The organism is Polymorphospora sp. A560 (genome assembly GCF_045781765.1).
GTDB classification, from domain to species: Bacteria; Actinomycetota; Actinomycetes; order Mycobacteriales; family Micromonosporaceae; genus Polymorphospora; species Polymorphospora lycopeni.
In genome coordinates this window covers 2,133,167-2,153,117 of sequence record NZ_CP122282.1, presented here as the reverse complement: position 1 = coordinate 2,153,117, position 19,951 = coordinate 2,133,167, and the positions used below count along the sequence as shown (strand labels likewise).

At 70.3% G+C, this 19,951-nt stretch carries 18 protein-coding genes and 1 tRNA gene; 5 read left to right on the top strand and 14 right to left on the bottom strand.

All coding sequences use genetic code 11. From position 1 onward, the window contains the following. Window positions 1-3: 3 nt before the first annotated feature. From polA to QCD66_RS09765, 11 genes are all read right to left on the bottom strand, one after another. A complete protein-coding gene (gene polA, locus QCD66_RS09815; RefSeq protein WP_375735934.1) occupies window positions 4-2,691 on the bottom strand; it encodes a DNA polymerase I in 2,688 nt (895 codons plus the stop codon). Window positions 2,692-2,816: 125 nt separating this feature from the next. Next, entirely contained in the window at window positions 2,817-3,569 is a 753-nt protein-coding gene (locus QCD66_RS09810) for an amino acid ABC transporter ATP-binding protein (protein ID WP_375735947.1), read from the bottom strand. 68 nt (window positions 3,570-3,637) lie between these two features. Beyond that, window positions 3,638-4,612 carry an amino acid ABC transporter permease gene (locus tag QCD66_RS09805; RefSeq protein WP_375735935.1) on the bottom strand — a complete coding sequence of 325 codons (975 nt, stop codon included), beginning with the start codon at window positions 4,610-4,612 and terminating at the stop codon, window positions 3,638-3,640. Window positions 4,613-4,614: 2 nt separating this feature from the next. After that, window positions 4,615-5,520 (bottom strand): ABC transporter substrate-binding protein, encoded by a 906-nt coding sequence (locus QCD66_RS09800; protein WP_375735936.1) that lies wholly within the window; start codon window positions 5,518-5,520, stop codon window positions 4,615-4,617. Window positions 5,521-5,560: 40 nt separating this feature from the next. Beyond that, on the bottom strand, window positions 5,561-6,271 hold the full coding sequence (locus QCD66_RS09795) for an ABC transporter ATP-binding protein (protein ID WP_364215476.1): 711 nt from the start codon (window positions 6,269-6,271) through the stop codon (window positions 5,561-5,563). Then, window positions 6,261-7,070: an ABC transporter ATP-binding protein gene (locus QCD66_RS09790; RefSeq protein ID WP_364215627.1), complete on the bottom strand. Its 810-nt coding sequence runs from the start codon at window positions 7,068-7,070 to the stop codon at window positions 6,261-6,263. Before QCD66_RS09790 ends, QCD66_RS09795 begins: the two co-directional genes overlap by 11 nt. A 1-nt stretch (window position 7,071) precedes the next feature. Further along, window positions 7,072-8,181, bottom strand: a complete 1,110-nt coding sequence (locus tag QCD66_RS09785; RefSeq protein WP_364215479.1) for a branched-chain amino acid ABC transporter permease — start codon at window positions 8,179-8,181, stop codon at window positions 7,072-7,074. Further along, window positions 8,178-9,128, bottom strand: coding sequence for a branched-chain amino acid ABC transporter permease (locus QCD66_RS09780; RefSeq protein ID WP_364215482.1), 951 nt, complete (start codon window positions 9,126-9,128; stop codon window positions 8,178-8,180). Before QCD66_RS09780 ends, QCD66_RS09785 begins: the two co-directional genes overlap by 4 nt. A gap of 107 nt (window positions 9,129-9,235) precedes the next feature. After that, window positions 9,236-10,396 (bottom strand): branched-chain amino acid ABC transporter substrate-binding protein, encoded by a 1,161-nt coding sequence (locus QCD66_RS09775; RefSeq protein ID WP_364215485.1) that lies wholly within the window; start codon window positions 10,394-10,396, stop codon window positions 9,236-9,238. Window positions 10,397-10,651: 255 nt separating this feature from the next. Continuing rightward, window positions 10,652-11,785, bottom strand: coding sequence for a hypothetical protein (locus QCD66_RS09770; RefSeq protein ID WP_375735938.1), 1,134 nt, complete (start codon window positions 11,783-11,785; stop codon window positions 10,652-10,654). A gap of 44 nt (window positions 11,786-11,829) precedes the next feature. Beyond that, complete coding sequence (locus tag QCD66_RS09765) at window positions 11,830-12,468, bottom strand: response regulator (RefSeq protein ID WP_357540796.1); 639 nt, start codon at window positions 12,466-12,468, stop codon at window positions 11,830-11,832. A 98-nt stretch (window positions 12,469-12,566) separates the two neighbouring features. On the opposite strand from QCD66_RS09765, the gene QCD66_RS09760 reads away from it, so the two are divergent. The 5 genes from QCD66_RS09760 (at window position 12,567) to QCD66_RS09740 (ending at window position 17,052) form a co-directional block, all read left to right on the top strand. Then, window positions 12,567-12,653: transfer RNA gene (locus tag QCD66_RS09760), tRNA-Leu, on the top strand. A gap of 360 nt (window positions 12,654-13,013) precedes the next feature. After that, on the top strand, window positions 13,014-13,442 hold the full coding sequence (locus tag QCD66_RS09755) for a hypothetical protein (protein WP_375735939.1): 429 nt from the start codon (window positions 13,014-13,016) through the stop codon (window positions 13,440-13,442). A gap of 106 nt (window positions 13,443-13,548) precedes the next feature. Continuing rightward, window positions 13,549-14,091: a PLD nuclease N-terminal domain-containing protein gene (locus tag QCD66_RS09750; RefSeq protein WP_375735940.1), complete on the top strand. Its 543-nt coding sequence runs from the start codon at window positions 13,549-13,551 to the stop codon at window positions 14,089-14,091. 211 nt (window positions 14,092-14,302) lie between these two features. Continuing rightward, window positions 14,303-15,325 carry an LLM class flavin-dependent oxidoreductase gene (locus QCD66_RS09745; protein ID WP_375735941.1) on the top strand — a complete coding sequence of 341 codons (1,023 nt, stop codon included), beginning with the start codon at window positions 14,303-14,305 and terminating at the stop codon, window positions 15,323-15,325. A 278-nt stretch (window positions 15,326-15,603) separates the two neighbouring features. Further along, entirely contained in the window at window positions 15,604-17,052 is a 1,449-nt protein-coding gene (locus QCD66_RS09740) for an aminotransferase class V-fold PLP-dependent enzyme (RefSeq protein ID WP_375735942.1), read from the top strand. A 66-nt stretch (window positions 17,053-17,118) separates the two neighbouring features. Here QCD66_RS09740 and QCD66_RS09735 read toward each other — a convergent pair whose 3' ends face one another. Genes QCD66_RS09735 through pyk form a run of 3 tightly spaced genes read right to left on the bottom strand, consistent with a single transcriptional unit; the run spans window position 17,119 to window position 19,941 of the window. Further along, window positions 17,119-17,589, bottom strand: coding sequence for an Rrf2 family transcriptional regulator (locus tag QCD66_RS09735; RefSeq protein ID WP_364215502.1), 471 nt, complete (start codon window positions 17,587-17,589; stop codon window positions 17,119-17,121). A 4-nt stretch (window positions 17,590-17,593) separates the two neighbouring features. Beyond that, a complete protein-coding gene (locus QCD66_RS09730) occupies window positions 17,594-18,496 on the bottom strand; it encodes an acyl-CoA thioesterase (protein ID WP_375735943.1) in 903 nt (300 codons plus the stop codon). Further along, on the bottom strand, window positions 18,493-19,941 hold the full coding sequence (gene pyk, locus QCD66_RS09725; protein ID WP_375735944.1) for a pyruvate kinase: 1,449 nt from the start codon (window positions 19,939-19,941) through the stop codon (window positions 18,493-18,495). Before pyk ends, QCD66_RS09730 begins: the two co-directional genes overlap by 4 nt. Window positions 19,942-19,951: the final 10 nt, after the last annotated feature.

Here is a 19,951-nt window from a genome sequence, read left to right as displayed (position 1 = left end):
CGGTCAGTGGTCGGCGCTGTTCCAGTCGGTGCCGAACCCGACCGACACCTCCAGCGGCACCGACAGCGGGTAGGCGGCCCCCATCTCGGCCCGGACCAGGGTCTCCAGCCGCTCGCGTTCGCCGGTGGCGACCTCGAAGACCAGCTCGTCGTGGACCTGCAGCAGCATCCGCGACCGCAGGTCGGTGTCGCGCAGCGCCGCGTCGACCCGGAGCATGGCGACCTTGATGATGTCGGCGGCCGAGCCCTGGATGGGGGCGTTGAGCGCCATCCGTTCGGCCATCTCGCGGCGCTGCCGGTTGTCGCTGACGAGGTCGGGAAGGTAGCGCCGGCGGCCGAGGATCGTCTCGGTGTAGCCCTCCTGCACCGCCCGCTTCACCACCGACTGGAGGTAGTCGCGCACGCCGCCGAACCGGGAGAAGTATTCCTCCATCAGCCCGCGCGCCTCCTCGGTCGAGATGCCGAGTTGCTGGGAGAGGCCGAAGGCGCTGAGGCCGTACGCGAGGCCGTAGTTCATCGCCTTGATCTTGCGCCGCTGGTCGGGAAGGACCTCGGCCAGCGGTACGCCGAACACCGACGAGGCCGTGGCGGCGTGGAAGTCGGCGCCGGAGTTGAACGCCTCGATCAGCGCCTCGTCCTTCGACAGGTGCGCCATGATCCGCATCTCGATCTGGCTGTAGTCGGCGGTGAGCAGCGACTCGGCGCCCTCCCCCACCACGAACGCCCGCCGGATCCGCCGGCCCTCCTCCGTGCGGATCGGGATGTTCTGGAGGTTGGGGTCGGTCGACGACAGCCGGCCGGTCGCGGCGACCGTCTGGTGGAACGTGGTGTGGATCCGGCCGTCGTCGGAGACCGACTTGAGCAGGCCGTCGACGGTCGACTTCAGCTTGGCCACGTCGCGGTGCCGCAGCAGGTGTTCCAGCACCGGGTGCGGGTTCTGCGCGTAGAGCCACTGCAGCGCGTCGGCGTCGGTGGTGTAGCCGGTCTTGATCCGCTTGGTCTTGGGCAGGCCCAGCTCGGTGAAGAGGATCTCCTGCAGCTGCTTGGGCGAGCCGAGGTTGAACTCCCGCCCGACCGCCGCGTAGGCCCCCTGGGCGGCGGCCTTCACCTCGGCCGCGAAGTGCGCCTCGAGGTTCGACAGGTAGTCGGTGTCGGCGGCGATCCCGGCCCGCTCCATCGCGGCCAGCACCTCGACCAGGGGCAGTTCGACCTCGGCCATCAGCCGGGCCGACGCCTCGCCGTCCCGGTCGAGTTCCTCGTCGATCGCCTCGGCCAGGTCGAGGGTGGCCCGGGCCCGCAGCATCAGGTTCTGTTCGATTTCGCTGTCGTTGCCCAGCCCGTCGAGCGTGAGCTGCCCGTTCTGCGGGGTGTCGATCCGCAGCTCGCGGTGCAGGTAGCGCAGTGCCAGGTCGGTGAGGTCGTAGGACCGCTGGTCGGGGCGGGCCAGGTAGGCGGCCAGCGCGGTGTCGCGCCCGACGCCCCGCAACCGCCAGCCGTGCGCGGCGAACGCCAGCAGCGCGGGCTTGCTGTCGTGGATCACCTTGGGCCGCTCCGGGTCGGCCAGCCACGTCGCCACGGCGGCCTCGTCCTGCGCGTCGAGGGTCGCCGGGTCGAACCAGGCCGCCGGCCCGTCCGCGGTGGCCAGCGCCACCCCGGTCAGCGCGCCGGTGCCCCGGCCGAACGTGCCGGTGACCGCCACCCCGGTCGGCTCGCCGACCACGACGTGGTCGACCAGCCAGGCGCCGACCGCCCCCGGCGCCAGCTTCTCGCCGGCCAGGTCGAAGCCGGCCTCGGCCTCCGGCTCGACCGCCTCCAGGTACTGGTAGAGCCGGTCGCGCAGGACCCGGAACTGGAGGGTGTCGAACACCTGGTGGACCGCCTCGCGGTCCCAGCCCGCCCAGCGCGCGTCCTCGGGGCGCAGCGGCAGCTCCAGGTCGGAGACCAGGCAGTTGATGTCGTAGTTGCGGATCACGTCGGCGAGCCGCTCGCGCAGGCTCTCGCCGGCCTTGCCCTTGATCTCGTCGGCCCGGGCGACGACGCCGTCGACCCCGCCGTACTGGTTGATCCACTTCGCGGCGGTCTTCGGGCCGACGCCCGGGATGCCGGGCAGGTTGTCGCTGGACTCGCCGACCAGGGCGGCCAGGTCGCGGTAGCGGTCCGGTCCCACGCCGTATTTCGCGGTGACCGCGGCGGGGTCCATCCTGGCCAGGTCGGAGACGCCCTTGCGCGGGTAGAGCACGGTGACCTGGTCGCCGACGAGCTGGAACGCGTCGCGGTCACCGGTGCTGATCAGCACCCGCATGCCGGCGTCGCGGCCCTGGCAGGCCAGCGTCGCGAGCACGTCGTCGGCCTCGTAGCCGGGTTTCTCCACCACCGGGATACGCAGCGCGTCGAGAACCTCGCGGACCAGGCTCACCTGTCCGGCGAAGTCGGCCGGGGTCTCCGAGCGGCCCGCCTTGTACTCGGCGTATTTCTCGGTGCGGAACGACCGCCGGGACACGTCGAACGCCACCACGATGTGGGTCGGCTTCTCGTCGCGCAGCAGGTTGATCAGCATCGAGGTGAAGCCGTAGACCGCGTTGGTGGGCTGCCCGGTCGTGGTGGAGAAGTTCTCCACCGGCAGGGCGAAGAACGCCCGGTAGGCCAGCGAGTGGCCGTCGAGCAACAGCAGTCGGGGCTGGTTGTCGGTCACGTCGGCCCACTCTAGTCCGGGGCCCCGACGAAAACCGCCCGCGACCCGGCCGGTCGCGCCGCCGGCCGGCCGACGGCGCCGGCCCCGCCCGGCCCGCCACGGTACGGCGGGCCGGGCGGCCCGGTTCACAGCACCTTGGCCAGGAACGCCTTCGTACGCTCGTGCCGGGGATTCGAGATCACCTCGCGCGGTACGCCCGACTCGACGACCACGCCGCCGTCCATGAAGACCAGCGAGTCGCCGACCTCCCGGGCGAAGCCGATCTCGTGGGTGACCACGATCATCGTCATCCCCTCGCGGGCCAGGTCCTTCATCACATCCAGTACCTCGCCGACGAGTTCCGGGTCGAGGGCGCTGGTCGGCTCGTCGAAGAGCATCAGCTTCGGCCGCATCGCCAGCGCCCGGGCGATCGCCACCCGCTGCTGCTGGCCGCCGGAGAGCTGCCCCGGATAGCTGCCGGACTTGTCGGCGAGACCGACCCGGGCCAGCAGCGCCTCGGCCCGCTCCCGGACCTCGGCCTTCGACTCCCCGCGCACCCGCAGCGGCGCCTCCATGACGTTGGCCAGCACCGTCATGTGCGGGAAGAGGTTGAACCGCTGGAACACCATGCCGATGTCGCGCCGCTGGGCGGCCACCTCGCGGGACCGCAGCTCGTGCAGCTTCCCGCCGCGCTCCCGGTAGCCGATCAACTCGCCGTCGACCCAGATCCGGCCGGCGTTGATCTTCTCCAGGTGGTTGACGCAGCGCAGGAACGTCGACTTGCCGGACCCGGACGGGCCGAGTACACAGCTCACCTCGCCGGTGCGCACGGTCAGGTCGATGCCGCGCAGCACCTCCAGGCTGCCGAACGACTTGTGCACCTGCTCGGCCCGGACCATCACCCCGGGCTCCGCGCTTTCCTTCACCACCTCGGCCACACCGCTCCGCCCGGTCCCACTCAGCTCGGTCACGATGCCCCCGTCGTCCGGCCGGTGTTCTCGGCGCCGATGTTGCGCAGCCGCATCCGGGCCCTCTCCTCGCGCCCGTAGCCGCGGGAGAAGTGCCGCTCCAGGTAGTACTGGCCGACCAGCAGGACGCTGGTCAGCAGCAGGTACCACAGGCACGCCGCGACGTACATCGGGAAGACCTGGAAGGTACGCGTGCCGACCGCCTTGAGCTGGAAGAACAGCTCGGCCGACACCGGCACGAACGCCACCAGCGAGGTGTCCTTGAGCATGCCGATCGTCTCGTTGCCGGTCGGCGGGATGATCACCCGCATGGCCTGCGGCAGCACGATCCGGCGCAGGATCTGCGACCGGGACATCCCCAGCGCCTCGGCCGCCTCGGTCTGGCCCGGGTCGACCGACTGGATACCGGCCCGGACGATCTCGGCCATGTACGCCGCCTCGGACAGACCGAGCGCCAGCATGCCGGCCACGAACCCGCTCAGGATGTCGACCGCGCTGAACCCGAACAGCCGGGCCTCGAAGTTCTCCACCCCGAACAGCGCGCCGATCTGCCGGTCGAACGGCAGGCCGAACTCCAGCCGCGACCACAGGATGCCCAGGTTGCCGAAGAGGATCGCCAGCACCAGCCGGGGCACCGCCCGGAAGAACCAGGTGTAGACCCACGCCACGCCGCGCAGGATCGGATTCTCCGACAGCCGCATGATCGCGACGACGGTGCCGAGCACGACACCGATCAGCATCGCCAGCACGGTCAGCGCGATCGTGCCGCGCAGGCCGGCGATCACCGGCGGCCGGAACATGTTGTCGACCATGAACGACCACTGGAACGCCTCGTTGGTCACCAGCAGGTGCACGAACATCGACGTCAGCACGCCGATGACGACCACCGCGACCCAGCGCCCCGGATGCCGTACGGGCACGGCCTTGATCGGTTCAGGCCGTGCCCGTACGGTTTCCATCTTGTCGAGCGACATCGCTACGCGTTGACCTCGGGGTTGTCGATGCCGCCGGCCTCGACACCCCAGTTCGCCAGCGCCGCCTCGTACGACCCGTCGGCGATCAGGGCCTTCAGGGCGTCCCGCAGCACCTCGGCGAACGCCTGCTGGTCCTTGGTGACCGCGTAGCCGTACGGCGCCGACTCGTAGATGTCGCCGAGCAGCTCCAGCTGGCCGTTGGTCTGCTTCACCGCGTACGCCCCGACCGGCGAGTCGGCCAGGGTTGCGTCGTTCTTGCCGCTGACCACGGCGGCGGTCGCGTCGGTCTGCGCCTGGTACTGGTCGATCGTGATCGCCGGCTTGCCGTCGGTGACGCACTTCTCCGACCGGGCGGTGATGTCGTCGAACTGCACCGTGCCGGTCTGCACCGCGATCTTCTTGCCGCAGGCGTCGTCGGGGTTGACCCCGGTCGGGTTACCCGCCTTCGTGGCCCACTGGGTGCCGGCCTCGAAGTAGCTGACCATCGTCACCGTCTGCAACCGTTCGGGGTTGATCGTGAACGACGACACGCCGACCTCGTACTGGCCCGACGTCACACCCGGCAGCAGCGCGTCGAACGGCGCCGACACGTACTCGGCCTTCAGGCCCAGCTTCGCGGCGACCGCGTTGAACAGGTCGACGTCGAAGCCGATCACCGTCGTGCCGTCGGTGTCGAGGTACTCCGCCGGCGGGTACTGCGAGTCGGTACCGACCTTGATCACGCCGTCGGCCTTGATGGCCTCCGGCACCCGGTCGGCCAGCGCCTGGTCGACCGAGGTCGACGGGGCCGGGCTCGTGCCCGATGCACCGCCCTCGTTCTCCTGCTCGCCGCAGGCGGCCATCGACAGCGCCAACGCCAACGCGCCCGCCGAGGCGAGCACCGCCCGCCGCGCGTTACCGATCCTCATGTTTCCCGTTCCTCCCCATGTGTGCGAACTCGGCGGCCGGTCAGGCAACACCGAGGTACGCCTCCTTGACCGCCGGGTCGTGCAGCAGTTCCTGGCCGGTCCCGCTCTTGACGATCCGCCCGGTCTCCAGGACGTACGCCCGATGCGCCCGGGACAGCGCCTGCTGGGCGTTCTGCTCCACCAGCAGGATCGTGGTGCCCTGCTCGTTGATCTCCGTGATGATCGTGAAGATCTGCTGGATCAGCATCGGCGCCAGACCCATCGACGGCTCGTCGAGGAGCAGCAGCTTCGGCCGGCTCATCAGCGCCCGGCCCACCGCCAGCATCTGCTGCTCACCGCCGGACAGCGTGCCGCCGGACTGCTTGCGCCGCTCGGCCAGCCGCGGGAACAGGTTCAGCACCCGGTCGAGGTCGGCGGCGATGCCGGCCTTGTCCTTGCGGGTGTAGGCGCCCATGTCCAGGTTTTCCAGCACCGACATGCCGGGGAAGATCCCCCGGCCCTCCGGCGCCTGGCACAGGCCCCGCTGCACGCGCAGGTCGGCCCGCAGCTTGGTGATGTCCTCACCGGCGAACTTGATGGAGCCCGACGCCACCGGCCGGATGCCGGAGATCGCCCGCATCGTCGTCGACTTGCCGGCACCGTTCGCGCCGATCAGGGCGACGATCTCGCCCTCGTCGACGGTGAGGCTGATGCCGTGCAACGCCTGGATCCGCCCGTAGAGCAGGCTGACATCATCGATCTCAAGCAGCATCGTCCGGCACTCCAAGGTATGCGGCGATCACCTTCGGGTTCTCCCGCACCTCGGCGGGCAGCCCTTCGGCGATCTTCTTTCCGAACTCCAGCACCACGATGCGGTCGGTGACCCCCATGACCAGCCGCATGTCGTGCTCGATCAGCAGCACGGTGATGCCCCGGTCGCGGATCTGCCGGATCAGGTGGAGCAACTCCTCCTTCTCGGCCGGGTTGAAGCCGGCCGCCGGCTCGTCCAGGCACAGCAGCACCGGATCGGTCGCCAGCGCCCGGGCGATCTCCAGCCGCCGCTGCTCGCCGTACGACAGGTTGCGGGCCATCTCGTGCGTACGACCCTCGATGCCGACGAACTTGAGCAGCTCGGCGGCCTTCTCCCGGCCCTCGCGCTCCTCTTTCCAGTGCCGGGGCAGCCGCAACAGCGCCGAGATCACGCTGGTCTTGTGGTGCGCGTCCGCGCCGACCTGCACGTTCTCCAGCGCCGTCATCTCCGGGAAGAGCCGGATGTTCTGGAACGTACGGGCCATGCCCATCTTGGTGATCATGTGCCGCTTCTTGCCGGTCACCTTCTCACCGCGGAACCGGATCTCGCCCTCGGTCGGGCGGTAGATGCCGGTCATCGCGTTGAAGCAGGTGGTCTTGCCGGCACCGTTCGGTCCGATCAGCCCGAGGATCTCCCCCTTGTAGAGGGTGAAGTCCACGTTGTTGAGCGCGACCACGCCACCGAAGCGCAGCGTGACGTTGTCGACCTCCAGCAGCGGCTCACGGCTGACCGGAGCCGCCGCGGCCTCCTCCTTGGCCAGCTCAGCCACCGACGATCACCTCCTTGCGGCGGTCCTTGAACTCGGCCGCTCTTCGTCGGTTCGGAATCAGGCCCTGCGGCCGGAAGATCATCATCACCACGAGGACCAGGCCGAACGCCAGGAACCGGTACTCGTAGAGCTGCACACCCAGGATCTCGATACCCCGGAACCGCTCGATCAGGTAGGCCACCAGGCCACCGCCGACGATCGCCCCGACGATGTTGCCGGAGCCGCCGAGGATCACCGCCGCCAGGATGATGATCGAGTTGAGCAGCTCGAAGCTCTGCGAGTTGATGAAGTTCTGTTTACCGGCGAACAGCGCACCGGCCAGACCGCCGATCGCCGCACCCACGGCGAACGCCCACAGCTTGAACTTGAAGGTCGGCACACCCATGAGCTGCGCCGCGTCCTCGTCCTCCCGGATCGACACCCAGGCCCGGCCGACCCGGCTACGGGTCAGGTTCCGCACCCCGAGGACCACCAGGATGATCAGCGTGAGCACCAGCCAGTAGTACGGCCGCGGGTCCAGCACACCGAAGATCGGCTTACCGTCCGGGTAGCTGCCCGGCGGGTGCGGAACCTGGTTCATGCCCCGCTGCCCCTTGAGGAACTCCGAACTGGTCGCCGCGATCCGGATCATCTCGGCGAAGCCGAGCGTCACGATCGCCAGGTAGTCACCGCGCAACCGCAACGTCGGCGTACCCAGCAGCACCCCGGAGATCATCGTGACACCGATCGCGAGCGGCAGCGCCGCCAGCCACGGCCACAACGTCTTCAGGTCGCTGCCCGGCGAGGTCAGCACCGCCACCGTGTACGCACCGACGGCGTAGAAGCCGAAGTAGCCCAGGTCGAGCAGGCCGGTGAACCCGACCACGATGTTGAGCCCGACCGCGAGCAGCACGTAGATCGAGACCGTGAACAGCACCTGCCCGAAGTTGGACTCGGTGGTCGGGATCGGCCCGAGGTACTGGTAGAACTCCTTGTTCGGCAGGGCGTAGAAGAAGACGATGATCGCGCCGATCGCCGCCCACCGCACCCACTTCGGCGCGTTGTGCCAGCGCTCGGCCATCGCAGCCTTGCCGTCGCGCACCTTGTTCACGAACGTTGTCATGCGCGTGCCCTCCCCAGTGACTCCCCGAGCAGACCGGTCGGCCGGAACATCAGCAGCACGACCAGCGCGGCGAAGGCCACGAAGTCTTTCCATTGCGAGCCGAACAGTTCGGCCGCGTAGTTCTCCACGAGGCCGAGCAGCAGACCGCCGACCAGCGCGCCGCGCAGGTTGCCGATACCGCCGAGCACCGCCGCGGTGAACGCCTTCAAGCCCAGCAGGAAGCCCACGCTGTAGGTGAGCACCCCGATCCGGATGTTGTAGAGCAGACCCGCCACACCGGCCATCGCGCCACCGGCGATGAACACCAGCATGATGACCCGGTCCTTGTTGACACCCATCAGCGCCGCCGTGTTCGGGTCCTGCGCGACCGCGCGGATACCCCGGCCGAGCCGGCTGCGGTTGATGAACGTGTCCAGCAGCACCATCATCACCAGTGCCGCGCCGACGGTCAGCAACTGCACCGGGGTGATCCCGACGCCGCCGATGGTGATCACCGGCGTGTTCGAGACGATCGTCGGCACCCCCTGCGGCAGCCGCCGGGTATAGACACCGAACGCCTCGGCGATCACGATCGACGCGCCGATCGCGGTGATCAGGAAGGCCAGCGGCGGGGCGTTGCGCTTCCGCAGCGGCCGGTAGGCCACCCGCTCCACCAGCGTCGCGGTCGCCGCCGACGCCAGCGCCGCCACCACCATCGCGACCAGCAGGTAAAGCAAGATCGTCCCGAACCCGCTGATCACCGAGTTCTGGTCGAGTCCGAACGCACTCCAGGTCCACAGCGCGGCGAAGGCGCCGGCGATGAAGACCTCGGAGTGCGCGAAGTTGATAAGTCTGAGCACGCCGTACACCAGCGTGTATCCCAGCGCGACCAGGGCATAGATCGCACCCTGTGTCAAGCCGGTAGTCGTCAGTTCTCCGAAGTTGGAGAACAACCCGTCGAAGTTCAAGGGGGGTGCTCCATCAGGCTTGAAACGAAAGTCGGGTGCGGCCGGGAGCGCGCAAGCTCCCGGCCGCACCCGCGATCACTGCTGAGCCACCGCAGACGCGGAGACCATCAGGACTTGGGGATCTCCTGGTCCGGCACGACCGCACCGTTGACAACCTTGAACGCCCAGACCTTGACCTGGGCCGGGTCCAGCTCACCGGTCTCGGTGAACTTGTAGGACGCCGCGACACCCTCACCGCTGTAGCCGCCGACGAACTCCAGCAGCCCCGGGCGGGTGGTCTTACCGTCCTTGATACCGGCGAGCAGGATGTTCGCCGCGTCGTACGCCGTGTCGCTGTAGGTGCCCGGGTCGGTGCCGTTCAGCGCCTTGAAGTCGTTGACGAAGGTGCCACGGGCCTCGGCAGCCGGCGCGCACGGGCAGGTCAGGATCGTGCCCTCAGCCGCAGCCTGGCCGGCGGAGGTGATGTAGGCCGGGTCGTTGACGCCGTCACCGGCGACCAGGGTGGCGGTGATCCCGGCAGCGGTGAGCTGCTTACGGATCAGGCCGGCCTCCTGGTAGTAGCCGCCGTAGAACACGGCCGTCGCGCCCGAGGAGCGGACCTTGGCGATGACCGCCGAGAAGTCGACCTGCTTGCCCTCGCCCTGGACCTTGTCCTCGCCGACGATCGCGGTGCCGAGGACCTTCTTGACCTCGTCGGCCAGACCCGCGCCGTAGGCCGACTGGTCGTCGATGACGTAGACCTTGTCGGACTTCAGCACGTTCTTGATGTAGTTACCGGCGGCGGGACCCTGGCTCAGGTCGTTGCCGACCGCGCGGAAGAAGGTCTTCCAGCCCTGCTCGGCCAGGCTCGGCCGGGTCGCGGACGGGGTGATGGTGACCAGACCGGCCTCGGAGAAGAGCGGACCAGCGGCCTCCGACTCACCCGAGTAGGCCGGGCCGACGATGCCGAGGATCTTCTCGTCGTCGATGGCGCGCTGCGCCAGCGCCGGCGCCTGGTCGGGGCTGCCCTGCGAGTCCAGCGGGACCAGCTCGACGGTGCAGTCCGGGTTGGCCTTGTTGTACTGGTCAACAGCGAGCTTCACGCCGTTGTTCTCGTTGATGCCGAGCGCCGCCGAACTGCCGGTCAGCGCACCGAAGAATGCGATCTTGTTGCCGCAGGCGTCGCCGCCGGCCTCCGTGCCGCCATCGCCGCTGCTACAAGCTGCGGCACCAGCGACGAGAGCCATCATGGCCACGCCACCGACCACCCGCGCGAGCTTCTGCCTCAAGGCCCGAACCCCTTCTCCATCCCGACGGCTCGATCCACCCGCCGTCGATTGGCTCTTGCGGCATGGAGGGAGCCCGACCGTTAACCCGGTCTGGGGCGGGACGTTATCCCACTACACGGGCGGCCCGTAAGGTCTAGCGAGTGGCGTTGACCTAACCGTTACGTGCAGTGCTCAGATCGATGTTACGCGTGTAATACGCACCCGGACTTCCAGGGCGTATGACGCCCATACGCAGGGCCGACAGCCGTCCCGCCGTCACACCGCCGGCGCCACCCACAGCCGCCCCTCCCGGCCGTCGTCGACAACCAGCACCACCCGCCCACCGGACGCCGCGACCCCGGCCGACCGGTCACCGCCGGCCGGCAGATCGTCCGGCCCCGACAACGCCCGCCACGAATCCCCCGCGTCCGGCGACACCCACAACCCGTGCCGGCCGCCGTCCCACGTCACCACCAGCAGCCCCGCCGCCAGCGGCGCCACCGCCTGCACCGCCCCGCCCGCCCCACCGGCGCCGAACCGGCCCACCGCCCGCCACCGCCCCCAGCGGTCGTCCTCCGCCCGCCACGCCCCGAACGACGCCCCACGCACCCCGACCACCACCGGCCCGGCCGCCGTCACCACCACCCGCTGCGGACGCTCCCGCGCCCCGTCGCCCGGCAACCCGACCCGGGTCCACGCCATCGCGTCCGGCGAAACCCACACCACCGCCGCGTCCGCCCCCGCCGTCACCGCCCCGGCCAGCACCCAGCCCGCCGGCCCGGCCGCCACGTCGTACGCCCAGGTGACCCCCCGGTCGTCCGACGCCAACCCGGGCAACCCGGCCCGCAACTCGAACCCGGCCGCGTCGGGCGAACTCCACACCGCCGCGCCCGACACCCGGTTGCCGGCGATCAGCCAACCACCGGCACCACCGGCGACCCGGCCGACATTGCGGGCCTCGGCACCGCCGTACAACTCGAACGGCGCCGGCACCTCGACCAGCGAACCGTCCGGAACCTGCCGCCAGGTGACCACCCGCGGGTTGCCGTGCATCCCGCCGCTGCGCGCCCCCACCACCGCGACCACACCGTCGCGGCACCCGACCGAATACAGCACCGCCCGCTGGCCGTAGAAGCTCTCGGCGGCCACCCCGACCGGCGACCACGTGCCCGTGTCGGCACTGACCCAGGCCGCCGGCCGGGTCTCACCGTCCGCCGCCTCCACCGCGCCGACGACGTACCAGCGGTCACCGCAGACGGTCACGTCCCGTACGACGACCCGGCCGGGCGTCCCGTCCGGCACCGGAAGCGTCCCGCGCTGCCAGCGGACCGGCATTGGCCCGTCGTCGTCCGACGAGCCGGCACACGCGCCGGTGCAGAGCAGCACCCCGGCGAGCAGGGCCGCCACCAACCGCCGGCGACTCCCCCGTGGAGCCGGCCGGCGGCCCATCCGGATCAGCTCGCGCCGGTCGTCTCGCCGGCCCCGGCCGCCGGTGTCTGCCCGGTGCCCTCGGCGAGAATCCGCTCGGCCACCTCGCGCATCGTCATCCGGTGATCCATCGCGGTGCGCTGGATCCACTTGAACGACTGCGGCTCGGTCATCCCGTACGTGGTCATCAACGCGCCCTTGGCCCGCTCCACGACCTTGCGGGTCTCCAGCCGGTCGGTGAGGCCGGCGACCTCCGACTCCAGCGCCGCGATCTCGGAGTAACGCGACAGCGCCACCTCGATCGCCGGCACCAGGTCGCTCTTCTGGAACGGCTTCACCAGGTAGGCCATCGCACCGGCCGCCCGCGCCCGCTCCACCAGGTCACGCTGGCTGAACGCGGTCAGGATGATCACCGGGGCGATCCGCCCGCCGGCGATCCGCTCCGCGGCGGCCAGCCCGTCCATGATCGGCATCTTGATGTCGAGGATGACGAGGTCGGGCTTGAGTTCCTCGGCCATGCGCACGGCCGCCTCGCCGTCGCCGGCCTCGCCGACCACGTCGTAGCCCTCCTCGACGAGCATCTCGGCCAGGTCGAGCCGGATCAGCGCCTCGTCCTCGGCGATCAGCACCCGCCTGCGCTCGGCACCCGCCTGCGTCTCGGCCACGAAGCCCTACCCCCACGATCGTCAAATCCAACGCTGCCTCAATGCTGCCGCATCAGCGTAGTCGGGTACAGTGAGTCGCACCCGCCGGGATGGCGGATGCCGGGATGGAGGAATCGGCAGACTCGGATGCCTCAAAAGCATCTGCCCGAAAGGGCGTGCGGGTTCAAGTCCCGCTCCCGGCACCAAAAATACCGCACACATGTTCGATAGTGAACAGCGTGCATCCACCCGAACTACGCGCTCGTGCCCGGCAAGCGTTTCTGGCAGGCCGAACCGTGACAGACACGGCAAGAGCGCTTGGGCTGCCCTACTCCACCGTCTGGCACTGGTGTGTCGACCGCCCCGATCGAGCCATCCGCGGCACAGCCCTACGTTGCTTTCGCTGCCTGCCTGACGACAACCCCCAGCCAGACCTCGGTTCCTACTCCTATTCGCTGGGCCTCTATCTCGGCGACGGGCACCTGGTCGCATCCGCGCGGGCTCCGGTCCTGAGCATCGCCTGCACGGAGACGTACCCCAGACTGATCGATCTGTGCGAGCGGGCGATGTTGGCCGTACTCGCCAACCGGGTCCAGCGGGTACCGAAGAAGGGTAGGGGTTACGTCGCGGTCCAGAGCTACGGGAAGCACTGGCCCTGCCTGCTGCCCCAACACGGCCCCGGACCGAAGCATCTGCGCCCGATCGTGCTCGCCGAGTGGCAGCGCCGGGTCGTCGCGGACCGGCCGGGCGACTTCCTGCGCGGCCTCTTCCACTCCGACGGCTGCCGGATCGACAACCGGGTACGCCGGGCGGGTCGCGAGTACTCGTATCCGCGATACCTGTTCACGAACCGGTCGGTCGACATCCTGGGCCTCTGCCGCTGGGCACTGGACCTGCTCGGGATCGCCTGGCGGATGAACCGGCCGGACTCGCTGTCGGTGGCCCGCCGGGACGCGGTCGCCGCGCTCGACCGGCATGTCGGGCCGAAGTCCTGACTGGTGTCGCGGGCGCGCCGGGGTCAACGTCCCTGACATCTGTGAATAATCCTCTCCTATCGGACTGCCCAGCGTTAGCTTCGCGGTAGACGCAAAGGGGGAAACCATGTCCGAGGGAATCGGCTTCTGGGAAGCGTTCTGGCTACTGATCATCTTCATACCGCTGCTGCTGGTCTGGGGCTTCGCGATCGTCGACATCTTCCGGCGTACGGACGTGTCCGGTCTGGCGAAGGCGTGCTGGATGATCGCCGTGGTGCTGATGCCGTTCGTCGGCACCCTGCTCTACCTGCTCTTCCGGCCGGCCCGGGAGACCGCGGCGGCCGCCGGCCCGGCACCTGAGCGGCCGGTGCGGCAGCCCGACCACGGCCCGCAGTACACGGCGCAGAACCGCGCCGAGCAGTTGCGGCTGCTGGCCGACCTGCACGACCGGGGCAAGCTCAGCGATCCGGAGTTCTCGGCGGAGAAGGCGCGGCTGGCGGCCGTACCGGTGCCGGGCGCGGAGTCGAAGGGGCCGCTGCTGACCCGGCCGACGATCACCACCACCCGGATGGCGGCCCCGGAGCTGTCGAAGGAGGGCATGCCGGCCGGGACGCCGGCCAACGGCAGCGCCCCGGCCGAGCCGCCGATGGCGGACAGCGCCAAGGCGTGACGGTCCGCGTGATCGGGGATCTGGTCCCGCGTGTCGCCGGCGTGTCGCCCGTGCCCGTCCCTGATCACGGTGATCAGGGACGGGCACGTCGGGGCCGGAAGCGTGCGCGGCGGGGCCGGGGACGGGCGCGGCGGGGTCAGGGACGGGCGCGGCGGGAATCCACCGCGCCGGTTCCGGAAGAAACCGGGTGCCGGAGGGGTTGGCAAGGCGTGTGAACGACGTACCTCTCGACGTACCCCTGTCTGTCCTTGACGTTGCCCCGGTCGCGGCCGGGGCGGGCGCCGGTGAGGCGCTACGGCACACGACCGAGCTGGCCCGGCGTACCGAGGCGCTCGGTTACCACCGGTTCTGGGTGGCGGAGCACCACAACATGCCGGCGATCGCGAGTTCGGCGCCGGCGGTGCTGATCGCGCATCTGGCGGCGGCGACGTCGTCGATCCGGGTGGGTTCGGGTGGGGTGATGCTGCCGAACCATCCGCCGCTGGTGGTGGCCGAGCAGTTCGGCACGCTGGAGGCGTTGCATCCGGGGCGGGTCGATCTCGGGATCGGGCGGGCGCCGGGGACCGACCAGGTGACGGCACTGGCGTTGCGGCGGACGATGGAGGGGTTGTCGGCGGAGGCGTTCCCGCAGGAGTTGGAGGACCTGATCGCCTATTTCGACGGCGAGCGGCGGCGGGGCACGAGTGCGACGCCGGGTGGTGGTGACAGGCCGGCGATCTGGTTGCTGGGGTCGAGCGGGTTCAGTGCGCGGCTGGCCGGGTTGATGGGGTTGCCGTTCTCGTTCGCGCACCATTTCAGCGCGGCGAACACGGAGCCGGCGCTGGCGTTGTACCGGGACAGTTTCCGGCCGTCGCGGTGGTTGGAGAAGCCGTACGCGATGGTGGCGGTGAACACGATCTGCGCGGATTCCGACGAGCGGGCGCAGTGGTTGGCGGGGCCGAGCGGGTTGTCGTTCCTGCGGTTGCGGTCGGGGCGGCCGGAGCCGCTGGTGTCGCCGGAGGAGGCTGCGGCGTATCCGTACTCGGATCTGGAGCGGGACTTCGCGTTGGAGCGGCAGCGGGGCCAGGCGGTGGGTTCGCCGGAGACGGTACGGCGGCAGTTGGCGGATCTGTTGGCGCGTACGGCCGCCGACGAGTTGATGTTGACGACGATGGTGTACGACATCGGGGACCGGGTGCGGTCGTTCGAGTTGGTCGCCGAGAAGGTCGTGGGTGGGTTGCGGCGGGAGGGGTGAGTCCGGGGTGGCCGGTGGGGTGGAGCGAAACATGATCTTCATCTGGGTGACACCGGCTGGTCCCGGTCGCGGCCTAGTCTCGTATCCGGTGGTGGTTCGACGCGCGTGGTCGTGACCGGTTCGGGTGTGCCGGCCGTATGGTGGCCGGCCGGATCGGTGGCCACGTGTCGTCGCGGTGTGTATGTGCCGCGCCGTGCCGGTGGGGGTTTGTTCGCTTCCACCGGCGCGGACGGCCCCGGGCCTTGATCGGGGCACCCGGATTTTGATCGACTTCAGGCATGACCACTCACATGGACGCCGAGGAGTTCCGGCGTAACGGGCATGCGGTGATCGACTGGATCGCCGACTACTGGGCGTCGCTGGAGCGGCGCCCGGTGCTGTCCCTGGATCAGCCCGGCGCGGTCGCCGGCCGGTTGCCGTCCGCCGCGCCGGAGCGCGGTGAGGACTTCGACCGGATTCTGGCCGATCTGGACGCGGTGGTCATGCCGGGGGTGACGCACTGGCAGCATCCCGGCTTCTTCGGCTATTTCCCGGCCAACGTCTCCGGGCCGAGTGTGCTCGGCGACCTGGTGAGTTCGGGGCTCGGGGTGCAGGGGATGTTGTGGGCGACCGGGCCGGCGTGCACCGAGGTGGAGACGGTGATGCTGGACTGGCTGGCGGATCTGCTGGATCTGCCGGCGCGGTTCCGGTCGTCGGGGACCGGTGGCGGGGTGATCCAGGATTCGGCGTCGTCGGCGACGCTGGTCGCGACGCTGGCGGCGCTGCACCGGGCGAGCAAGGGGCGGTGGCGCGGCGACGGCGTGGAGGGCCGCTACACCGTCTACACGTCGACGCAGGGTCATTCGTCGATCGAGAAGGCGGCCCGGATCGCCGGGATCGGGGACGGCAACGTGCGGCCGGTCGAGGTCGACGACCGTACGTTGGCGATGGATCCGGCGGCGTTGCGGTCGATGCTCGAGGCCGACATCGCGGCGGGGGCCCGGCCGGCGCTGGTGGTGGCGACGATCGGTACGACGTCGACGACGGCGGTCGACCCGATCCCGGCGATCGGGGCGATCTGCCGCGAGTACGGGGTGTGGCTGCACGTCGACGCGGCGTACGCGGGGGCGTCGGCGGTCTGCCCGGAGTTGCGGTGGACGCACGCGGGGTTGGAGTACGCGGACTCGTACTGTTTCGATCCGCACAAGTGGTTGTTGACGGGTTTCGACTGTGACGCGTTCTGGGTGGCCGACCGGGCGGAGCTGGTCGAGGCGCTGACGGTGTTGCCGGAATACCTGCGCAACGCGGCCTCGGAGTCCGGTGCGGTGCTCGACTACCGGGACTGGCAGGTGCCGTTGGGGCGGCGGTTCCGGGCGCTGAAGCTGTGGTTCGTGCTGCGCTGGTACGGGGCGGAGGGGTTGCGGGAGCACATCCGGGGTGGGGTCGAGATGGCGGCCGGCTTCGCCGGGCGGGTACGCGCCGACGACCGGTTCGAGGTGGTGGCGCCGCATCCGTTCTCGCTGGTGTGTTTCCGGCTGAGGGACGCGGACGGGGTGGATGGTGACGCGGCGAGCGCGGCGCTGCTGGCCCGGGTGAACGCGGGTGGCCGGATCTATCTGACGCACACCCGGGTGCGGGGTGCGTACGCGCTGCGGCTGGCGGTGGGTGCGCCGCAGACGCGGGCGTCGCACGTCGAGGAGGCGTGGCGGTTGATCAGTGCGGAGGCGACGGCGGTGCTGGCCGGCTGAGTGGCGGGTGGCCCCGCCCGGCCGGGCGGGGCCGCGGCGTCTCGTACCGGCCGGCCGCGGGGCCGGTCAGGTCCAGGCGCGCGGGTCGGCGACGAGGTCGCGGATCCGTTCGGGCAGTTTGCCGGTGGCCACGTCGACGATGGTGACCGTCTCCAGGATCTCCCGTTCGCTGGCGCGCAGCGCGATCCAGACCTCCTGGAGGGCGCTGGCCGCGCCCCGGTAGCCGAGTTCCTCGGGGCGCTGCCCGCGTACGTGGGCGAGGGGCCCGTCGATCACCCGGATCACGTCGGCGAGGGTGATCTCGGCGCCGGGCCGGGCCAGCCAGTAGCCGCCTTCGGGACCGCGCTGGGCGTGCACGATGCCGCCGCGGCGGAGCTGCAGCAGGATGCTCTCCAGGAATTTCGGCGGGATCTCCTGTGCCCGGGCGATCTGGTCGGCGGTCACCGGCGCTCCGGGTCGCCCGGAGGCGGGGTCGGCGGCGGCGGCGAGTTCGGCGGTCGCGCGCAGCGCATAGTCGACCCGGGCGGAGAGACGCATGGCGTCACCCTACTTGCGGTGGTCGTCCCTGCTCACGGCGGACCAGCCCTTCCTGTACGGCGCTGGCGATGTGTCGGCCGTCGGGGCCGAACATGCGGCCGGTGGCGAGGCCGCGGCCGCCGGACGCCGATGGGCTGACACAGTCGTAGAGGAACCATTCGTCGGCGCGGAACGGCCGGTGGAACCACAGGGCGTGGTCGAGGCTGGCGCCGGCGACACCGCCCGGGCCCCAGACCTCGCCGTGGGTCGACAGGACCGCGTCGAGCAGGGTCAGGTCGGAGGCGTACGTCAGCGCGCAGGCGTGCAGGAGCGGGTCGTCGGGGAGCTTGGCGTCGATCCGCATCCAGACCCGCTGGTTGGGTTCGGCGGGCCGGTCGCCGGGGCGTACCCAGCCGGGTTCGCCGACGTAGCGGACGTCGATCGGGCGGGGGATCTGGCCCCAGATGCCGAGCCGTTCGGGATAGCGGGCGAGCCGTTCGGTCATCGTGGGGACCTCGTCGGGCCCGGGTACGTCGGGCGGCAGCGGGGTCTGGTGGTCGAGGCCCTCTTCGGGGTGCTGGAACGACGCCGACATGAAGAAGATCGTCTTGCCGTGCTGGACGGCGACGGACCGGCGTACGGAGAAGGACCGGCCGTCGCGGATGTTCTCGACCTGGTATTCGATCGGCTCGGTGGGGTCGCCGGGACGGACGAAGTAGCCGTGCAGGGAGTGCACGTGGCGGCTGGGGTCGACGGTGCGCCCGGCGGCGACGAGGGCCTGGCCGGCGACCTGCCCGCCGTAGACCCGTAGCGGGCCTACGGGCGGGCTCGTCCCGAGGAAGGTGGTGTCGCCGAGGCGCCTGAGGTCGAACAGTTCGAGCAGTTGCTCGACGGCGGCGGCGCCGGTGACGGGACCACCGGGGGTCACTGGAGGGCCCGGGCCGCCGCCGCGTCGACGAGTGAGCCGAGCTGGTGCACCCGCAGGGTGTTGGTGGAGCCGGGGGTGCCGGGCGGGCTGCCGGCGACGATGACGACGTATTCGCCGGGGTTGGCCCGGCCGAGGCCGAGCAGGGCCTGGTCGACCTGGCGGAACATGTCGTCGGTGTGCTGGACGAACGGCATGAGGAACGTCTCCACGCCCCAGGAGAGGGCGAGCTGGTCGCGTACCTCGGGGACCGGGGTGAAGGCGAGCAGCGGCAGTTCGCAGTGCAGCCGGGAGAGCCGGCGTACGGTGTCGCCGGTCTGGGAGAAGGCGACCAGCGCCTTGGCTCCGATGTTGCGGGCGATCTGGGATGCGGCGACGGTGAGCGCGCCGCCGTGGGTGCGCGGGTCGTGCTGGAGGCGCGGGACACCGATCGAGCCGGACTCGGTGGTGTGGACGATCTTGGCCATGGTGCTGACGGTCAGGACCGGGTACTTGCCGACGCTGGTCTCGCCGGACAGCATCACGGCGTCGGCGCCGTCGAGTACGGCGTTCGCGACGTCGGACGCCTCGGCGCGGGTCGGCCGCGAGTTTTCGATCATCGAGTCGAGCATCTGGGTGGCGACGATGACCGGCTTGGCGTTCTCCCGGCAGAGTTGCACGGCCCGCTTCTGCACCAGGGGAACCTGGTCGAGCGGGAGTTCGACGCCGAGGTCGCCGCGGGCGACCATGACGCCGTCGAAGGCGTCGACGATCGACTCCAGGTGGGTGACCGCCTCCGGCTTCTCGACCTTGGCGAGCACCGGCCGGCGGACGCCGACCTCGTCCATGATGCCGTGGACGAGCTTGATGTCCTCGGGCGAACGGACGAACGACAGGGCGATCAGGTCGGCGCCCAGCCCGAGCGCGAAGCGCAGGTCCTCGGTGTCCTTGTCGGACAGCGCCGGCACGCTGACGGCGACGTTGGGCAGCGAGACGCCCTTGTTGTTGGAGACCGGCCCGCCCTCGACGACCAGGCAGCGGATGTCGTTGCCGGCGACGGAGGTGACCTCGACGCCGACCTTGCCGTCGTCGATGAGCAGCCGGTCGCCGGCGCGGACCTCCTGCGGAAGCTTGCGGTAGGTGCACGAGACCCGGTCGGCGGTGCCGAGGATGTCGTCGCTGGTGATCACGACCGAGTCGCCGGTGCGCCATTCGTGCGGCCCGTCGGCGAACCGGCCGAGGCGGATCTTGGGCCCCTGGAGGTCGGCGAGGACGGCTACGGCCCGGCCGGCGGCGCGGGCGGCCTGGCGTACCAGCTGGTAGACCTGCTCGTGGTCGGTGTGGCTGCCATGGCTGAAGTTGAGCCGGGCCACGTCCATGCCCGCTTCGACCAGGCCGCGGATGCGTTCCGGCGACGAAGTGGCAGGGCCAAGGGTGCAGACGATCTTTGCACGGCGTGTCACGCCCATCAGGCTAGTC